Here is an 18,268-nt window from a genome sequence, read left to right as displayed (position 1 = left end):
TTGACTTCGGCCAGCCCCTGTGCTATAAGAACTCTACGGGAACCGCAAGGCCCGTGCACACGTGAGACCGAAGGGCTCAAGGGCACCCCTTGAGCCCTTTTTGTCGTGCGCGCTCGCCTGAGCGCAGTGTAGGAGGTACGCCAATGCCGTGCACCGTGGTCGTAGGCGCACAATGGGGAGATGAAGGGAAGGGGAAGATCACCGATCTGTTGGCCGAGCAGGCCGACGTGGTGGTCCGCTACCAGGGCGGCAGCAATGCCGGCCACACCGTTGTCGTGGGCGGGGAGACCTTCAAGCTGCACCTGATCCCGTCCGGCATTCTGCACGATCGCGTCCTGAGCCTCATGGGCGACGGCACGGTCATTGACCCCAAGTGCCTGGCCGAGGAATACCAGGGCCTGCGCGACCGTGGCGTCTCCTGCCAGGGTCTACGCATCAGCGGCAACGCCCATGTCATCATGCCCTATCACATCGTCCTGGATCGGCTCCAGGAGGAGTCACGCGGCAAGAGCGTCATCGGCACGACCCTGCGGGGCATCGGCCCGACGTACACCGACAAGGCCGCCCGGATGCCCCAGCCGGTACGCATGTGGGACCTGCTGGACAAGGACATCCTACGCCAGCGCGTCGCCGGGCAGCTGGCCGAGAAGAACAAGATCATCGCCGCGCTCTACGGCGCCGAGCCCCTGGCGGTGGACGATGTGGTAGACGACGTCTGGCAGTACGTGCCGGTGTTCTCCAAGTACGTCGCCGACATCCGCCCGCTGCTGTTCGAGCAGATGGATCGCGATGCGAACATCGTCTTCGAGGGCGCGCAGGGGACCTACCTGGACCTGGACTACGGCACCTACCCGTTCGTGACCAGCTCGCACCCTGTCGCCGGGGCGGCGTGCCTGGGCACCGGCGCCGGGCCGACGGCCATTGACGACGTCATCATCGTCAACAAGGCCTACATGACCCGCGTGGGGGCGGGGGCCTTCCCGACCGAGCAGGACAACGAGACCGGGCAACTCATCCGCGAGCGCGGCAAGGAGTACGGCACCACCACCGGCCGCCCGCGCCGCTGTGGCTGGCTCGACGGCGTGGCCCTGCGCACCTCGGCCCGGATCAACGGGGCCACGTACCTGGCCGTGACGCTATTGGACGTGCTGAACCCCTTCGAGAAGGTCTGCGTGTGCACCGAGTACCGGCTGCAGGGCAAGACGCTCACGATGATGCCGGGGAACCTCGACCTGCTGGCGGAAGTGGAGCCGGTGTGGGAGGAACTGCCGGGCTGGCAGACCGACATTGCCGGTTGCCGGAACCTGAACGACCTGCCGGCCAACGCCCGGGCGTACGTGGAGCGCATGTCCGACCTGGCCGGGGTGCCGCTGAAGATGGTGTCGGTGGGGCCGGGGCGGGAAGAGACGATCCTTGTCTAGAGCCGCCAGTGTCGGACAAGGAGGGGTAGTGATGACGCAACGCCGTCTGGCTGTGGGCATCATCTCAGTCCTGTTCTGCATCTGTCTGGCCATCCCGGCGATACCCGATAGTCGCGCCGCCTTCCCGGTCTGCGATACTGCGATGGTCCCGATGCGTGCGGTCTTCGAGGGGCTTGGTGCCACCGTCACCTACGCGGGCGGACGGATCAGCGCCGTACGTGGAACGGACACCATCTGCTTGGCCGTCGGCAGCAAGGAGGCCTGGGTAAACGGGCGGGCGGTCGCGCAACCCACGCCGCCCGTTCTCCATGACACCATCACCTACGTTCCCCTCCGCTTCGTGGCTGAGAGCTTGGGGGCCGGCGTCAGGTACGACGGCCCGAACAGACGCATCGTGATCTCGGACGCAGACCGCTCGCTGGAATTCAGGCTAGTGGACGGTCATTGGCAGCTCGTGGAGCCGGAAGGGGCGAGCGCGAGTGCCGCCCAGGGGATCTCGGTGGTCGGGACGACGGTACCGGCCAAGGTGCGGGAGCAGGTTGTCGTCGCTTTCCGGCGATGGGTCTCTGGACGGCAGAGCGAACGGAGCCGGATGGTGCACACGGGCACCCCTGTGGTTTCGTGCCGCGTCGGCAGCCCGTCCTTCACCATGGAGGGCAATGATGTGGTAGCCAGTTTCCATTTCGACGAGCGAGGCAGACAGGGCTGCTGGGTGTCCCGTGAGTGGACCCGGAAGGGAGACGCGTCGCTCCGGTTCCGACTGCAAGATGGGCGCTGGAAGGTCGTTGAGGAGTCTCTGCCACCAGCGAACCCGGTGCGTGAGCGCGACGGGTAGAGCCAGCATGCGTTGTGCCCCACCTTTACACCCTCTGTGCCCTGTGATATACTAACAACGTCGCTCTGCTACCCCGGCTGAGACAGTCGCCGTCCCGGCGCTGCCCCGGCTGGCGGTCAGGTGGACGCCTTGGGGCGTTGCCAATCCAAGCGCTGCGGCACGAGCCGCGTTGCGGGCGTGGGGACACGCCTGTCCACGCGACGGCTCGACATGGGAAGGGGCATACCTTCGATGTTGGACAAGCAGGACAAGCAGGAGATCATCAGCAAGTTCGCCACCAAGGAAGGGGATACCGGTTCGCCGGCCGTGCAGATTGCACTGCTCTCCGGACGGATCGAGTACCTCACCCAGCACCTGCAGCAGCACAAGAAGGACCATCACTCGCGCCGCGGGCTGCTCAAGCTCGTCGGCCAGCGCCGCCGTCTGCTCAACTACCTGCGGAACAAGGACATTGACCGCTACCGGGCTCTGCTCGGCGAGTTGGGGCTGCGGAGATAGTGGACGGACGATGGCGACACGCACCCAGTCGGTTTTCAGGCTACGCCCCTGCTAGGGGGGCGTAGCCTGTGCGTTTTGCCCTGAGGGCTTTCGCCCCGGGGCAGTCAGTACACACACATCCGGACGAGGTGGAAGACGGAGAGCGGTGGATGATGAATTATGAATGATGAGTGGGAGCCGCCATTTCGGGGTCCCCGCTCATCCTTCATCGTTCATCATTCATCGGTGTCTTCCCTCCGCCTCCTCGTCCGCACTAGGAGGCAACCCTCTTGATCCATGAAGTCGAAGTGGATTTCGCCGGTCGTCCACTGAAGTTCCAGACCGGCAAGCTGGCCCAACTGGCCAACGCATCCGTGGTGGTGAGCTACGGCGAGACCGTCGTGCTGGCCACTTGCGGCGTCACTCCCGACCCCATCGAGGCCAACTTCCTCCCGTTGCGGGTGGACTTCGAAGAGAAGATGTACGCCGTGGGACGCATCCCCGGCGGGTTCTTCAAGCGCGAGGGTCGTCCCTCCGAGGAAGCCATCCTCATCTCCCGCAAGATTGACCGGCCCATCCGGCCGCTGCTCCCCCACGGGCTGCGGCATGATGTGCAGGTCATCATCACCCCCCTGTCCGCCGAGAACGACAACATCACCGACATCGTCGCGATGATCGCCGGGGCGACCGCGGTGCATCTGTCCAGCGTGCCCTTCGACGGGCCGCTGGCGGCTGCCCGCGTGGCGCGCCTGAACGGCGAGTTCATCGTCAACCCGAGCTTCGAGCAGCTCGCGGAAGCCGAGCTGGATGTCGTCATCGCCGCCGGGCCGCAGGGCATCGTGCAGATCGAGATGGACGGCGCCCAGATCGGCGAGGACATCTGCGTCGAGGCGCTGCGCCTGGCCGAAGAGGCCTGTGTGCCGGTGCGAGCAGCCATGGATGAGCTGCGCCAGAAGGCCGGCAAGCCCAAGGCGGACATGTTCATCTGGGAGCCGCGCGCCGAGATCGTCGAGCTGGTCCGCGACAAGTACGCCACGCGCATCCACGATGTCGTGCTCGACGCCGACAAGCTGGATCGCCAGGCGGGCCTGACCGCGCTCAAGAAGGAGATCGTCGCCGAGTACGGCGAGCAGTTCGAGAAGATGGAGCCGGACCTGGACGAGGCCTTCGAGATGGTCATCAAGGCCTTCCTCAAGCAGCTCGCGCTCCAGGAGAACCGGCGGGCGGACGGGCGCGGTCTGAACGAGATCCGGCCCATCTCCGCCGAAGTCGGCCTGCTCCCCCGCGTCCATGGCTCCGGCCTGTTCAACCGCGGCGTCACCCAGGTGCTGACCATCACGACCCTGGGCGCTGTCAGCGACCAGAAGCTGGTGCGGACGCTGGAAGAAGAAGAGTACAAGCGGTTCATGCACCACTACAACTTCCCGCCCTTCTCCACGGGCGAGGTGCGCGGCCTGCGTTCCACCGGCCGCCGCGAGATCGGGCACGGCTTCCTGGCCAAGAAGGCCCTCGAGCGCGTCCTGCCCCCTGAAGAGGAATTCCCCTACACCGTGCGGTTGGTCTCCGAGGTCCTGCAGGCCAATGCTTCAACCTCCATGGCGGCCGTCTGCGGCTCGACCCTGGCCCTGATGGACGCCGGTGTGCCGATCAAGGCGCCGGTGGCGGGCATCTCCATCGGCATGATCGAGGATGCAGCGTCGCCCAAGCTGCTGGTGGACCTCGAAGCCATCGAGGACTTCATGGGCGGCATGGACCTGAAGATCGCCGGCACCCGCCAGGGCGTCAACTGTGTTCAGATGGACACCAAGACCCAGGGCGTGTCGGTAGACGTACTGGCCGAGGGGCTGCAACTGGCCCGCGAGGCGCGCCTGCAGGTGCTGGACGTCATGGCCGAGGCCATCCCGTATCCGCGGCCGGAGCTGTCCCGCTACGCCCCACGCATGGTCTCCATCAGCATCAACCGCGAGCAGATCGGCCTCATCATCGGCCCCGGCGGCAAGAACATCCGCCGCATGCAGGAAGAGTACGAGGTCAACATTGACGTGGAAGACGATGGCACGGTGCTGATCTTCGGCACCAACCCCGACGGCGTGGAGGCCGCCCGGCAGGCCATCTACGACCTGACCCGCACCGTGGAGGTGGGGGAGGTCTTCGACGGCACCGTCACCAGCACGACCGACTTTGGCGCTTTCGTCGAGCTGCTGCCCGGCCGTGAGGGCCTGGTGCACATCTCCCACCTGTCGTGGGACCGCGTCGGCAAGACCGAAGACGTGGCGCGCGTCGGTGACAAGATGCAGGTGAAGGTCATCGAGGTGGACCCGGAGGGCAAGATCCGCCTGAGCCGCAAGGAGCTGCTCCCCAAGCCTGAGGGCTACGAAGAGCGACCGGATCGCGGTCCGAGCCGCGACCGTGGCGGCTCGCGTGGCGGCGGCGGCGGACGATCGAGCGGCGGCAGGCCCGGCGGCGGTGGCGGGGGACGCCCCGGTGGCGGCGGGAGTGGCGGAGGGGGCGGACGCCCGGAGGCCCGCGCCGACGAGTCGGGCGACAGCGGCCGGCCCAAGCCGTACTTCCGCAAGAAGCGGGACTAAGCCCAGCAACCCAGCACAGGCCCCCTCGGTGAGGGGGCCTGTGTTTCTTGGGGATCGGGGACCGCCCGCTGCGCGGTACGCCCGACACTCTTGTCGGGCAGGTCGGGTACGCCGGGTACGCCCGACACTCTTGTCGGGCACACCAAGGTCGCCCGACAGGAGTGTCGGGCGTACCGGCCTCTCCCCGCGGGGTCGCGACAGCAGGTCTTCCACCCGAGGCCGCCAAATGGTACAATGACCGCCGAGACATCCGCACCGAGGCAGGCGCTGCCATGAGGCGACCCATTGCCGCTTCCATCCTGATTGTTGCCGTGCTGCTGTCCTGCGGCTGCGGCCGTCGGCAGCAGTCCGCCCCGCAGGCCCGGGTGGACGCCGACGTGGCGCGCTATGGCGCGGCCGAGGCGCTGGCTCGGGCGCGGGACCGGGTCAAGGCCGATCCTACGGCCGCGAACTACGACCTGTTAGCGCGCGCCTACGCGGCCATGAGGCAGCGCCAACAGGCACGCCAGACCCTCGAGAAGGCGGTTAGCCTCGACCCGACGTACGCTCCCTCCGCGCTGCTGCTGAGTCGGACCCTGATGGAGGAGGGCAAGGCCGACCAGGCCGAGCCACTGGTCCGCCGGGTGTTGCAGCGCGATCAGAACAACCCCCAGGCCATCGAGCTGCTGGCGCGGGTGTTGATGGTGCAGAAGCGCGCCCCGGAGGCCGAGCCGCTGCTCGCGGCCGCGGTCAAGCGCCACGGCAAGGACCCTGACGTGGTCTGGGCCTACGCCGACACCCTGACCATCCTGAAGCGGTTTGACGACGCCGACAAGCAGTACCGGAGGGCAGTGCGGCTATCGCCCAAGAACGTCCGCATCCGCGCCGCCTACACGCAGATGCTGCTCTTCGGCGGGAGGAAGGACCAGGTAGGACCTCAGGCGCGCGAGGTGGCGAAGCTGGCACCCGACTCCGACGAGATGCAGTTCATGGCCGCCAGCGCTCTGCACCAGGCGGGGCTCGAGGATGAGGCGATCACCCACTACCGCGAAGCCCTCATCATCAACCCTGGCAACCTGCCCTCGGCCAACAACATCGCGCTGCTGCTGGCCGACCGCGGCCAGGACACCGGCACCGCGGTGGCATGGGCGCGCAAGGCGGCCTCCATGGCCCCCAAGAACCCTGCGGTGATTGACACCCTGGGATGGGCCCTGGTGCGCGATGGCAATTACGCCGAGGGCCTCAGGGTGCTGCAGGGGGTCTACAAGGTCTGGCCGACCAACGAGATAGTCCAGTACCACATGGGCTGGACGCTGGTGAAGACGGGCAAGAAGGCCGAGGGGATGGCGCTGCTGCAGAAGGCTGCCACCGGCAAGCGGCCCGACGCCTCCGAACTCGCCAAGAAGGCCATCGCGGAGTTCTCGTGAGGTCGGTGCTGCCACGTCGCGGCGGTCGTCAAAACGTCTATCGGGCGAAGGGCAGACGGCCGACAACGCGCCAGACAGTCCAGCCCACATGACACCCTAGCCCCTCCCACGTGACCAGGAGCGCGACCACGATCAGCGTCAACAGCAGTGAGTACTCAACGCTGGTCATGCCCATCTCGTCCCCCCAAAGGTCCCTGAGCCACCGGACCATGCAACTCTCCCGCTTGTGCTGGCTACCGACTCCGCCATAGTGTGATCCTGGGGTCAACGGAGCACCGCAACGGCTGCTCAAGAGTCACACAAAGCACATGGAATGGTCGGCGACAGGGAATACTCTATATAGATAGAAGGAGGAAAGTGCAGTAAATCTGGATTTTGTGTGGCGACCTTCGTAGCCCACGTCACGGAAGCGGTCGAAGCCCTATGAAACGATTGGCGCGCATCACCATCTTGGTCGTAACAGGCATCGTCTTGTGCGGGGGCTTGCTCCTCACACCCTACCAGCCCCGAGAGGGGGCTCAAGTCACCCCGGTAGTCGCCCCTCCGCTCACGCCGTCCGCCCCCGGTCAGGTCGAGGCGGCCATGATCTACAAGCCCCCTCCCTTCCGCAACAGCCGCGAGCAGCGCAGCGACCACGTCGTGCGCACCTGGCAGCTCATTGGCGGGGTGGGCGTCAACATCGTCACGGTGGACCTGAGCGCCGAGCACGTGCGGTTCGTGCCCGGCTTCGCGGCCAACGCCGACCCGACGCGCGGGTACTTCCCGCTCGAAGACTTCTACCGAATCGTCCGGCACTACCAGCCGCGCGTGGCCATCAACGGCACGTACTTCCACCTGCTCAATGGCACACCGACCGGCCCGATTGTGCGCCACGGCAAGATGCTGTATGACGGGCGCTGGGGCACCACGATCTCCCTGGACGCCAAAGGCCGTCTGACCTTCCGCTACCAGAGCGGCACCTACGGCCGCCACCGTGGCTGGGAGGGCGTCTACAACGCCATCTGCACGGGGCCGACCCTGGTCCGGGACGGCAAGCTGTGGCTGCACCCGCGCCTCGAGGGCTTCCGGGACCGCGCGGTCCTCGGCAGCGCCCGCCGTAGTGCTCTGGGCCTGACATGGGACAACCGGCTGGTGCTGGTGACGGTGGGGAGCAGGATCAGCCTCAACAAGCTCGGGAACATCATGCTGCGCCTGAACTGCAAGCAGGCCGCCAACCTCGACGGCGGCTCCTCCAGCGCCCTGTACTCCAACGGGGAGTTCGTGACCAGGCCCGAGCGTAAGCTCAGCAACGTGCTGTTGGTGTATGATTAGGGATTGGGGATTGGGGTCAGCGGTTGGGGCGGCGGTGGTCGGCCCACTGGGCGATGATGTCCACGATGCGCGCAGTGGCCTGGCCGTCGCCCGGGCCGGTGTGTAGGGCCAGGAAGCTGGCCCGCTTCTCTGCCAACTCCCACCGCACGCTCTCCTCGCGCAGCACCGCCTCGATGGTTGTCCCGATGTCCTCGTAGCGGTACACGCCCAACGCCCCGCCGGTCGCCGCATAGGGCAGTTCCTCGTCGTCGGCGCTCAGGTTGATCGTCACCGCCGGCCGGTCGAACAGGTTGGCCTCGAACACGACCGTGGAGTCGCGCGTGATCATCAGGTCGCAGGCCACGAGCAGCTCGTCCAGGCGGTGCTGGCCGTGGGGGATGAGCACGACGCTGTCGTCGCCCGGCCGCAGCAGCTTGCGGTACAGCCGGATGTTCACCGGCGTGTCGGAGGGGTGCTGCTTGACGGCCAGGCGCGCTCCCAAACGGCGGCAGGCCTCCGCAACGCCCTCCATCCACCAGTTCTGACGTTGGAAGTACACGTGCTCGTTGAACTGCGTGCAGAGCACCACGAGGCCACTGACGCCGGCGCGGAGGGCCTGGACTTCCGGCGAGACCCTGGGCGGGGTCTGGCCGGCGTCGTGGAGTGAGTGGCCCGTCACGGTCAGCCGCAGGCCCGGGCAGGCTTGCTGCATGATCCCCCGCGCGTAGTCGCCAAAGACCAGCTTCTCGTCATACGGCAGGCAGGGCAGCGCCAGGTAGCGCGGGCCGATGACCCCGTGCTGCAGGCACAGGCGCGGCATCCCCAGGCGCTCGGCGGCGATGATCGTGGGCGCCATGACCGGGCCGTAGGTGTGGTAGCCGACCACGACCTTGGGCTGGTAGGCCTCCAGGGCCCGGTGGGAGGCGAGGCTACGCAGCCGCCAGACCGGGGCGTCGCGGGTGAGAACCAGGCGCAGCCGCCGGGCTAGGGCCGCCTGCTGGCCGGGAGTGAAGCCCGGCACAGGGGGCAACGCCCGCTCGATGCTCTCCCAGCCGACCTCCGTCACGAAGCGCCAGCCGCGCGCATCGCTGAAGTCGTCCGGCCGCAGGAGCGCCGCGAGGGGGACATGGGGTGTGGCGGCGCGCTCCAGAGCCTGGCGCGAGCCGAAGTAGTCGAAGTCCACGATGGCGCCCGACAGCCCCTGGCGCTCCAGGGGAGGGGTCAGCGCAGTGATGAGGTCCACGGCCGAGGCGCCGACCGATAGCCAGAGCATGTCGCAGGGGGCCGTGCTGGGCGAAGGGGCCTGACGCTGGGCGCGGGCCAGCTCGAGCAGCTCGCGCTCGCCCTGTTCCCCGGCCTGATGCTGCACCACAGCGTGCCGCAGGTACCGCAGCGCCGCGCCGGGGTGCAGTTGCACGCGCCAGCCGGCCGCCGCCAGCGGCTCGCCCATCGCGGCCTGCAGGTCCTCGCGTCCCGACCACCAACCGCGCCGCGCCCAGTTCTCACGGATCACTGCCCGGTCGGGGGGGAGGTCGGCGATGGCCTGCTGGGCCACGGTCATGTTGGACAGCAGCGGCGCGACGGAGTACATCGCGAACCAGCCGGCGTAGGCATCCCAGAACTCGTGCAGTTCGTCGGGCAGAGCCGTACGGAGCGAACGAGCGATCGTCAGGGACTGGTGGTTCAACTCCACCACGCGCTCCCGCGCCTGGGAGTGCTCGGGCAGGCGGGAGTAGGCGGCGTGGATGAGGTCAGGCAGGGCGCGGACGAGACGCTCGCCCCTGCCGGGACGGGGAACGCGCGCCTCGGGAGCCAGGAAGGTAATCATGGGTGGTGAAGCGGCCGGGCATGCGCCGCGCGCCCGGTCGTGGGTCGCTACATCCGGCGGACAGTCAGCCCGGGGCCGGGCGAGAAACGGATGAGGCGCTCAGCGCCCTCCTCCAACAGCCGCTCGCCCATCCAGTCCGGGTCCTCGTGCAGAGCGATGATGGTGCCGCCACGGCCAGCGCCCGACAGCTTGGCCCCCAGCGCCCCATGTCGCAGCGCGGCCTCGATGAGCCGCTCGTTCGCTTCGCCGCAGCCAGTCAACTCGCATGACAGGGCGTGGTTCTCGTTCATGAGCTCGCCCAGATGGCGCCAATCCTGACACAACAGGGCCTTCTTGCCCAGCCGCCCCAACTCGCCCATGCGGGCAAAGCCGTCAATGCGCAGCTGGTCGCCGTTCTCCCAGTGACGGCGCGGCTCGGCGTGGAAGGCGCCCGAGTGGCGCTGCACGCCGGTGTTGGCCAGGATGAAGGGGAGCTTGTCCACGTCGTCGGTCAAGGGCTCGACGGTGGCATAGGGCGCTTGAGGGCCCTCGCCGTGGTCCTCTTTGTCGCGCAGATCCACGCAGTTGCAGCCCCCGAAGATGATCATGTAGTGGTCCTGGTAGCCGCAGTGCACGCCCAACTCGTGCCGCTCAATGCGTCGGGCCAGTTCTGCCAGCTCGTGCCGCTCGAACGGCACCTCCAGGTGGGTCAGCACCCCCGCCAGGATGCACACCAGCATCGCCGTGGAGCCGGCGCAGCCGGCCCGCAGCGGAATGGAGCTTTGCGCGCGCACGTGGAAGGTCGCTTTCGGGTCAATCAGCCCACGCTCGGCATACTCCGAGCGGCGCAGGTAGCGCCAGACCGCCTTGGCGACATCCAGGTAGTGCAATTCCGGGTCGAACTCTAGCTGTGCCGCCGCCTCGATCACGGCGAAGTGACCGTAGATGTCGAAGATCAGGCGGGGGCTGGAGGAGACGACGGCCTCCGCGCGCTCGGTGATGGCGCAGGAGACGACCGTGCCGCCGTAGATGTCGGACGGGTTGCCGATGATGCCGCCCCGTCCGGGTGCGCTCACGTGAATCATGACATGCTCCGTTGCAGGAGTGGGAATGCTCCCCTGTTCGGAAGTATAGACGCTGGGCGGCGGACCGTCAACGGCGAGGCGGAGGAGATGCCCAGCCGGGCGGCGAACCAACCGGCGTGGTCCCCTGTCGGGCCACACCATCCTGCCAGAGGGAGACTCTCGATGCCCCGAACGCGTCTCACAGTACTATCGTGTCTGGTTGTGGCGACGGTCGTGCTGGTTGCCTCGACCGTACAGGCTGACGTCCGGCTGCCCGCCCTGATCGGCGACAACATGGTCTTGCAGCGCGGCCTGCCCCTGAAGATCTGGGGTTGGGCTGACGCCGGCGAGAAGGTGACGGTGTCGTTCCACGGCCAGAAGGCCGAGGCCACGGCCAGTGAGAAGGGCCAGTGGCTGGTGACGCTGCAGCCGGTCGCCGAGGCCGGCGGCCCCTTCGAGTTGACCATCGCCGGGAAGAACACCATCACGCTCAAGAACGTGCTCATGGGCGAGGTGTGGGTCTGCTCGGGGCAGTCGAACATGCAGTTCTCCATGGCGAGCGTGAAGAACTCGGCCGAGGAGATCACGGCGGCCAACTACCCCAACATCCGCCTCTTCAAGGTGCCCAACGTCACCTCGCAGACGCCGCTGGATGACGTCAAGAGCGCCTGGCAGGAGTGCACCTCCGCCAACGTCCCCAGCTTCACCGCCGTGGGCTACTTCTTCGGCCGCGATCTGCACAAGGCCCTCAACGTGCCGGTCGGCCTGATCGGCTCGTCGTGGGGCGGGACCTGCGCCGAAGCCTGGAGCACCGTGGAGAGCCTCAAGGCCGACAAGGACTTCGACCAGCAGTTCGCCAACTGGGCCAAGATGATCGCCGACTACCCGCAGGCGATCGAGAAGTTCAAGACGACGATGGAAGACTGGAAGAAGGCGGCAGCGAAGGCCCGGGCCGAGGGCAAGCCCCAGCCGCCCCAGCCCCGCGCCCCCAACGGCCCCGACAGCCCCAACCGCCCCGGCAACCTCTACCAGGGCATGATCGCCCCGCTGGTCAACTACGCCATCCGCGGCGCCATCTGGTACCAGGGCGAGTCCAACGCGGGGCGCGCCTACACGTACCGCAAGCTCCTGCCGCTGATGATCGCCGACTGGCGCAAGGCGTGGGGCCTGGACCTCGACTTCTACATCGTGTCTCTGGCCAACTACATGGCCCGCAAGGACGCCCCGGCCGAGAGCGCCTGGGCCGAGTTGCGCGAGGCCCAGAGCATGACCGCCGCGCTGCCGCACAACGGCCTGGCGGTCATCATGGATGTCGGCGAGGCTGCCGACATCCATCCCAAGGACAAGCAGACGGTCGGCTACCGGCTGGCGCTGCAGGCCCAAGGGCACACCTACGGCAGGAACGTGCCCTGCGACAGCCCGCGCTATGCCGGCATGTCCATCGAGGGCAACAAGATCCGCGTGCGCTTCACCAACACCTACGGCGGGCTCGTGTCCAAGGGTAGTCGCTTCGCGCGTGGCTTCGCCATCGCCGGCGCGGACAAGAAGTTCTTCTTCGCGAGCGCCCGGATTGACGGCGACACGGTGGTCGTGCACAGCCGCCATGTGAAGGAGCCGGTGGCGGTGCGCTACGCCTGGGCCGACAACCCGCGCTGTAACCTGTACAACAAGGCCGACCTGCCCGCCGACCCGTTCCGCACGGACGACTGGCCGGGCGTGACGATCAACAACCGGTAGGTGGCGCGCATGGCAAGCCCCGACCTGGCCCTGGCCCCGGTGGCACCCAACCTGGCGCCGGGGCCGCAGTATCACTCGTCGGCCCGCCTGTGGCAGGGCATCCCCAGCGTCGAACGCGGCGCTGACGGGTGCTTCTACGCCACCTGGTACAGCGGCGGCAAGACCGAGGACCCGGACAACTACACGCTCGTCGTCCGCAGCGACGACGAGGGACGGACGTGGTCTGAGCCGATCCTGGTGGTGGACCCGCCGGAGAAGGTGCGGGCCTTCGACCCAAACCTCTGGACCGACCCGCGCGGCCGCCTGTGGCTCTTCTGGGCCCAGAGCTGGGAGCTGTTCGACGGGCGCGTCGGCGTGTGGTGTAGCGTCTGCGACGATCCCGGGGCGACGCCGCCGCGCTGGTCGCCGCCCTGCCGATTGGCCCACGGGATCATGCTCAACAAGCCCACGGTGCTCAGCAGCGGCGAGTGGCTCTTCCCCGTGGGGCTGTGGCGCGACTCCGCGTGGATGGCCCCCGATGCGTCGGGCTTGCTGGCGCACCCCGAGCTGAATGCCGAGCGCTTCTCGAACGTGTACGTCACCCGTGACGAGGGCGCGACGTTCGCGCTGCTGGGCCGGGCCGACGTGCCCCGGCGCGTCTTTGATGAGAACATGATCGTCGAGCGGCGCGATGGCAGCCTGTGGATGCTGGTGCGGACCGACAACGGCATCGGCGAGAGCGTCTCGAGCGACCGCGGCAGGACCTGGAGCCCCGGCCGGGACACGGGCTTCGGCGGGCCGAACTCGCGGTTCTTCATCCGCCGGCTGCAGTCGGGCGTCCTGCTGCTCGTCAACCACGTGGACTTCAGCGGACGCAACAACCTGACCGCGCTGCTGTCGGAGGACGACGGGCGGACGTGGCCGCACCGGATGCTGCTAGATGCTCGCAAGGACGTGTCCTATCCGGATGGCTTCCAGACCCCGGACGGCGCGATCCACATCATCTACGACCGGGAACGCTACGGAGCCAGGGAGATCCTGCTCGCCTCGTTCACCGAGGCGGACATCCGCGCGGGGCAGCCGACGACGGCGGCATGCCGTCTGCAGCAGCTTGTGAGCAAGGCGGGGTAGGCCGTAGGGGCGCCAGCTTCCAGCTGGCGGACGTCTGCATCCTACGGCGCACGGCGAAGGGCGTGCCAGCTGGAAGCTGGCGCTCCTACGACATGACGAACACGGCCGGGAGGGCTGAATGATGAAGTTGGGCATGGTGACATATCAGGTTGCCAAGGACTGGTCCGTCTCCGAGATCATCGAGATGTGCCAGAAGACGGGCTTTGCGGGGGTGGAGTTGCGCACCGAGCACGCCCATGGCGTCGAGGTGAGCCTGACCGCCGAGGAGCGGCAGGCCGTGCGCAAGCAGTTCGCCGACAGCGGCATCGTGCTGTGGTGCCTGGGCTCGACGTGCGAGTACCACAGCAATGACCCGGCCGTGCTGCAAAGCAACATTGACCTGACCAGAGAGTGGGTCAAGCTGGCGGCCGAAGTGGGCGCGGTCGGGGTGAAGGTGCGTCCCAACAGCTTCGTGGAGGGCGTGGCTGAGGCCGACACGCTCAAGCAGATCGGCCTGGCGCTGCGCAAGTGCGGCGAGTTCGCGGCGGGCTACGGCATCAAGATCATGCTCGAAGTCCACGGGCGCGGCACGCAGGACCCCAGGCACATCCGCACGATCATGGACCACTGCAGCCACCCGCAGGTGGGCGCGACGTGGAACTGCAACGCGGGCGAGGTCGTCGAGGGCTCCATCAAGGCCAACTTCGAGCTACTGGCGCCGTGGGTCTGGTCGGCGCACATCCACGACCTGTACGAGCCGTATCCGTACCACGAGTTCATTGGCTTGCTCAAAGGCATCGGCTTCGACGGCTTCTGCCTGATCGAGATGCCGGGAAGCTGCGAGCCCGAACGGCTGCTGAAGTACTACTCGCGCCTGTGGGCGGAGTGGACGAAGTAACCGCGACCACACCGACAGCCCGCACCACGGGCAACGGAGCGCTGCATCATGACCGCCCGGCTCACTCTCATTCTGCTGGCCTGCGCCGCGACGGCGGCCGTCCTGGCCGCCCCGGGGGAGATCGCCATGCCGGTGCTGAACGGTGGCTTTGAGGACGGCACGGCGCACTGGACGCTGGGCGGCACGCCGCCGATGGGCACGCTCACCCGGGAGCGGGCCGCGAGCGGCGCGACCTCGCTCAAGGTGGTGGACGCTACCGACAAGGAGGGCTCCGACATCCGGGGCGAGCGCATTGCCGTGCCGGGCGCGGGTGTCTACGAGTTGCGCGGCAAGTACCTGGGCGTCTCGGGGAGCGGGCTGGGGATGTACGTGCGTCTCTACGACGCCGCCGGCACCTTCCTCAACGGTGAGGAGTCGCACCTCATCGGCCTGGGCGGCACAGACAAAGACTGGCGTAGCTTCGCTGGTCTGGTCTACGCCCCCGAGGGGACGGTCGGCGCGGAGATCTGGGTACACAGCTACATGGCCGCCATCGTCACCGGGTACGTGGACGACCTGTCGCTGGTGAAGCTGCCGTTGGGCGACCAGCCGCCATGGCCCGGGCAGTACAAGCTGCGTCCCGACCAGAAGGACCGGCTGACGGCTGCCGACGTCGTGGGACCCGATGGCATCGTGTACCCAAACTGGACCAAGTGCGGCGTGGAGGGGGGCATCCCGACGGTCGCGGCGTTCGCCACCGTCGAGAAGTACGGTGCGAAGGCGAACGATGACGCCGACGACAGCGCGGCGCTGCAGGCCGCCTGCGATGCCGCCGCGCAGGCCGGCGGCGGGGCCGTCGTGCTGGGCGCCGGGACCTACCAACTCGACATGCCCGTCACGATCCGCGGCGATGGCGTCGTCATCCGCGGCGCCGGCCGCGACCGCACCAGGCTCGTCTTCCGCTACGGGCTGCCCGCTGCGGGCCTCCGGTTCTTCAGCCTGGGCGAGAACGCGAAGGTGGGGAAGGGGACGCGGCTGGAGCTGCACTGCCGCCCTGCCGGGCTGATGACGATGGAGATCCTGGTGGACGGCGTCTCCATCGGCCAGTGGACACGGAGCCTGCATTCGGGCAACACCTTCGCCTACGCGCGGTACGGGCGTGATGCCCTGGCCAAGGTGCAGCCCGGCTCGCACACGCTGGTCGGCAAGGCGGGCTATCAGGACGGCAGCGAGAAGACGTGCCAACTGCCGATCGTCCTGGACGCGGACTACGTGGATCCCACGCCCTTCCCCAGCACGACCGCCGCGCTGACGTTCGCCGGGCAGGGCTACGTCGGCGACCGCGTCCCCCTCACTGCAGACGGGGCGCGGGGTGCGCTGGACATCCGTGTCAAGGACGCGAGCAGCTTCAGAGCGGGCGATTGCATCGTGGTAGACGGCCCGGCCACCGAACGTTGGAAGAAGCTGACCCGCAATGCCTGCCTGTGGGGCACGTACCGGCGCTACTTCGTGCGCGTGAAGTCCGTAGCGGGCAATACGCTGACGCTGGAGCAACCCCTGCGCATCGAGTTCCCCGTCATTGACGGCTCGTATGTGCAGAGGATCGTGCCCCTGCAGCGCTGCGGGGTCGAGGACTTCACCATCGAGCAGACCGAGGACCTGTGGATCAGCAGCGCGTACTTCAGCCAGGCGTGGAACTGCTGGGCGCGGGGCGTGACCGCGCGCAAGTGCGGGCGCTTCCCCGTCTACGCCGGGGCCGCCAAGTTCTGCGAGTTCCGCGACTGCATCTTCGATGACGCCTGGTTCAAGGGCGGCGGCGGGACGGCGTACGGGGGCTGGGAGCACTGCAGCGACTGCCTGTTGGAGAACGTCGAGACCTTCAAGCTGCGCCATGCCCCGCTGTTTCAGTGGGCCGCCAGCGGCTGTGTCATCCGCAAGGGCGTCTTCCACGAAAGCGACGGTCAGTGGCATTCCGGCTGGACGAACGAGAACCTGTTCGAGCAGTGTGTGATCGAGTGTGTACCCGGCAACGGGGCCTACGGGTACGGCATGTGGGCCAGCCCGCCAGAGGACACCGCCCATGGCCCCAACGGCCCGCGCAACGTCATCTACAACTGCGACACCACCTCGCCCAGGACAGGCCTGTGGATGGGCGGGATGAACGAGAACTGGCTCGTGCTGTACAACCGCTTCGCCGTGAAGGCCGGGGCGGGCGTGTTCGCCAAGACCGCGAGCTTCGACCACATCATCCGGGGCAACGTGTTCATCTTGCAGGACGGCAAGTCACCGATGGTGCAACTGCAAACGCCCGACTGCGTGGGCGCGGAGATCACCGAGAACCGGCTGCTGGGCGGCAACGGGAAGTTCGTGGCGGGGATGGGCAAGCCGGCCGTCCTGGAGCGCAACGAGGCGCAACCGCTGGCGGAGGCGGCGCGACCGCAGCCGCCGACGCCATCCATATACGAATGGCAACTGCAACACTGCCGGTAGACCAGAGGAGGGTCTTCATTGGACCACGCAAAGATCGGAGTGCTCGGCGCGGGACGCGGCGCCGGGTTGGCGAAAGCGACGCGGTACGCGCCCAGCGCGGAGCTGACGGCGCTGTGCGACATGGATGAGGAGCGGCTGACGGGCGCTGCCAAGGCCGTGGCCGAACTCATGGGCGGGCAGGACCGTCCGCCCCTGCAGACCTTCAACACCTACGAGGCCCTGCTAGACTCGGACGTGGACGCCGTGGTCGTGGCCTCGCCAATGCCCCTGCATGTCGAGCACGCCGTGCAGGCGCTGAAAGCGGGCAAGCATGTGCTGTCGGAAGTCAACGCTGCCACGACGCTGGATCAGTGCTGGGAGCTGCTGGAGACCGTGCGCCAGACCGGCCGCAAGTACATGCTGGCTGAGAACTACTGCTGGTACCGCCCGTGGACGCTCGTCATGGGCATGGTCAAGGCCGGGCTGTTCGGCGAGGTCTACTACGGCGAGGCCGAGCAGTTGCAGGAGTTCAAGGGCGGCTTCCCCAGCCCCGGGGCCAACTGGCGAGTGGACGAACTCGCCATGCGCCAGGGCCACCACTACATCACCCACGACCTCGGCCCCGTCTACCAGGCCTGTGGCGAGCGCATCAAGACCGTCATCTGCATGGGCTCCGGCCAGCGCCACATCCCGTGGGCCATTGCCGACTCGACCGTGACCGTGCTGTGCGAGACCGAGACCGGCAAGCAGATTCGCATCCGCCTGGACTTCTTCTCCGACCGGCCCAACAGCTTCACGTACTACGGCCTGCAGGGCACCACGGCGGCCTACGAAGGCCCACATGCCCCCGGCGAGGAGCACCGCATCTACGTCCACGGCCGCACCGAGCGCGGGCAGTGGGAGAGCCTGTGGAACTACTCGGAGTACCTGCCGGAGGGCTGGAAGAGCCTGCCTGAAGAGGCTGTCAACGACAGCTATGACGGCGGCAGCCCGCTCATGCTCGAGGAGTTCGCGCGCAGCATCATTGACGACACGAAGCCGCCGGTGGATGTCGTGGATGCGCTGAACATGACGGCGCCGGGGCTGATGTCGGAGATCTCACGCCAGAAGAACGGCCAGCCGGTGGACGTGCCGGAGTTCAAGCTGTAGGAATCCGTAGGAGCGCCAGCTTCCAGCTGGCAGCCGTTGGGCGGCTTGTCAGCAGGATG

13 protein-coding genes are annotated in these 18,268 nt (G+C 67.6%); 11 read left to right on the top strand and 2 right to left on the bottom strand.

Annotated features, from left to right (window positions below; genetic code table 11):
- Nucleotides 1-143: 143 nt before the first annotated feature.
- From LLH23_10100 to LLH23_10075, 6 genes are all read left to right on the top strand, one after another.
- A complete protein-coding gene (locus LLH23_10100) occupies nucleotides 144-1,421 on the top strand; it encodes an adenylosuccinate synthase (GenBank protein MCE5238829.1) in 1,278 nt (425 codons plus the stop codon).
- 31 nt (nucleotides 1,422-1,452) lie between these two features.
- On the top strand, nucleotides 1,453-2,256 hold the full coding sequence (locus LLH23_10095; GenBank protein ID MCE5238828.1) for a copper amine oxidase N-terminal domain-containing protein: 804 nt from the start codon (nucleotides 1,453-1,455) through the stop codon (nucleotides 2,254-2,256).
- 231 nt (nucleotides 2,257-2,487) lie between these two features.
- Nucleotides 2,488-2,754: a 30S ribosomal protein S15 gene (rpsO, locus tag LLH23_10090; GenBank protein ID MCE5238827.1), complete on the top strand. Its 267-nt coding sequence runs from the start codon at nucleotides 2,488-2,490 to the stop codon at nucleotides 2,752-2,754.
- A 269-nt stretch (nucleotides 2,755-3,023) separates the two neighbouring features.
- Nucleotides 3,024-5,321, top strand: coding sequence for a polyribonucleotide nucleotidyltransferase (locus LLH23_10085; protein MCE5238826.1), 2,298 nt, complete (start codon nucleotides 3,024-3,026; stop codon nucleotides 5,319-5,321).
- A gap of 272 nt (nucleotides 5,322-5,593) precedes the next feature.
- Nucleotides 5,594-6,727: a tetratricopeptide repeat protein gene (locus tag LLH23_10080; GenBank protein MCE5238825.1), complete on the top strand. Its 1,134-nt coding sequence runs from the start codon at nucleotides 5,594-5,596 to the stop codon at nucleotides 6,725-6,727.
- 582 nt (nucleotides 6,728-7,309) lie between these two features.
- Nucleotides 7,310-8,038: a phosphodiester glycosidase family protein gene (locus LLH23_10075; GenBank protein ID MCE5238824.1), complete on the top strand. Its 729-nt coding sequence runs from the start codon at nucleotides 7,310-7,312 to the stop codon at nucleotides 8,036-8,038.
- 16 nt (nucleotides 8,039-8,054) lie between these two features.
- On the opposite strand, the gene LLH23_10070 is transcribed toward LLH23_10075, so the two are convergent.
- Nucleotides 8,055-9,845, bottom strand: coding sequence for a CDP-glycerol glycerophosphotransferase family protein (locus LLH23_10070; GenBank protein ID MCE5238823.1), 1,791 nt, complete (start codon nucleotides 9,843-9,845; stop codon nucleotides 8,055-8,057).
- A 47-nt stretch (nucleotides 9,846-9,892) separates the two neighbouring features.
- Nucleotides 9,893-10,909: a hypothetical protein gene (locus LLH23_10065; GenBank protein MCE5238822.1), complete on the bottom strand. Its 1,017-nt coding sequence runs from the start codon at nucleotides 10,907-10,909 to the stop codon at nucleotides 9,893-9,895.
- Between the two features lie 162 nt (nucleotides 10,910-11,071).
- On the opposite strand from LLH23_10065, the gene LLH23_10060 reads away from it, so the two are divergent.
- From LLH23_10060 to LLH23_10040, 5 genes are all read left to right on the top strand, one after another.
- Nucleotides 11,072-12,625: a sialate O-acetylesterase gene (locus LLH23_10060; GenBank protein ID MCE5238821.1), complete on the top strand. Its 1,554-nt coding sequence runs from the start codon at nucleotides 11,072-11,074 to the stop codon at nucleotides 12,623-12,625.
- Nucleotides 12,626-12,634: 9 nt separating this feature from the next.
- Nucleotides 12,635-13,735 (top strand): glycoside hydrolase, encoded by a 1,101-nt coding sequence (locus LLH23_10055; GenBank protein MCE5238820.1) that lies wholly within the window; start codon nucleotides 12,635-12,637, stop codon nucleotides 13,733-13,735.
- 118 nt (nucleotides 13,736-13,853) lie between these two features.
- Nucleotides 13,854-14,612, top strand: coding sequence for a sugar phosphate isomerase/epimerase (locus tag LLH23_10050; GenBank protein MCE5238819.1), 759 nt, complete (start codon nucleotides 13,854-13,856; stop codon nucleotides 14,610-14,612).
- Between the two features lie 48 nt (nucleotides 14,613-14,660).
- The gene (locus tag LLH23_10045) at nucleotides 14,661-17,081 is read left to right on the top strand and encodes a hypothetical protein (protein ID MCE5238818.1); all 2,421 of its coding nucleotides are present in this window, start codon (nucleotides 14,661-14,663) and stop codon (nucleotides 17,079-17,081) included.
- An 18-nt stretch (nucleotides 17,082-17,099) separates the two neighbouring features.
- Nucleotides 17,100-18,209 carry a Gfo/Idh/MocA family oxidoreductase gene (locus LLH23_10040; GenBank protein ID MCE5238817.1) on the top strand — a complete coding sequence of 370 codons (1,110 nt, stop codon included), beginning with the start codon at nucleotides 17,100-17,102 and terminating at the stop codon, nucleotides 18,207-18,209.
- Nucleotides 18,210-18,268: the final 59 nt, after the last annotated feature.

The organism is bacterium (assembly GCA_021372615.1).
Taxonomy (GTDB): domain Bacteria; phylum Armatimonadota; class Zipacnadia; order Zipacnadales; family UBA11051; genus JAJFUB01.
This window is presented reverse-complemented; position numbering and strand designations above follow the sequence as displayed.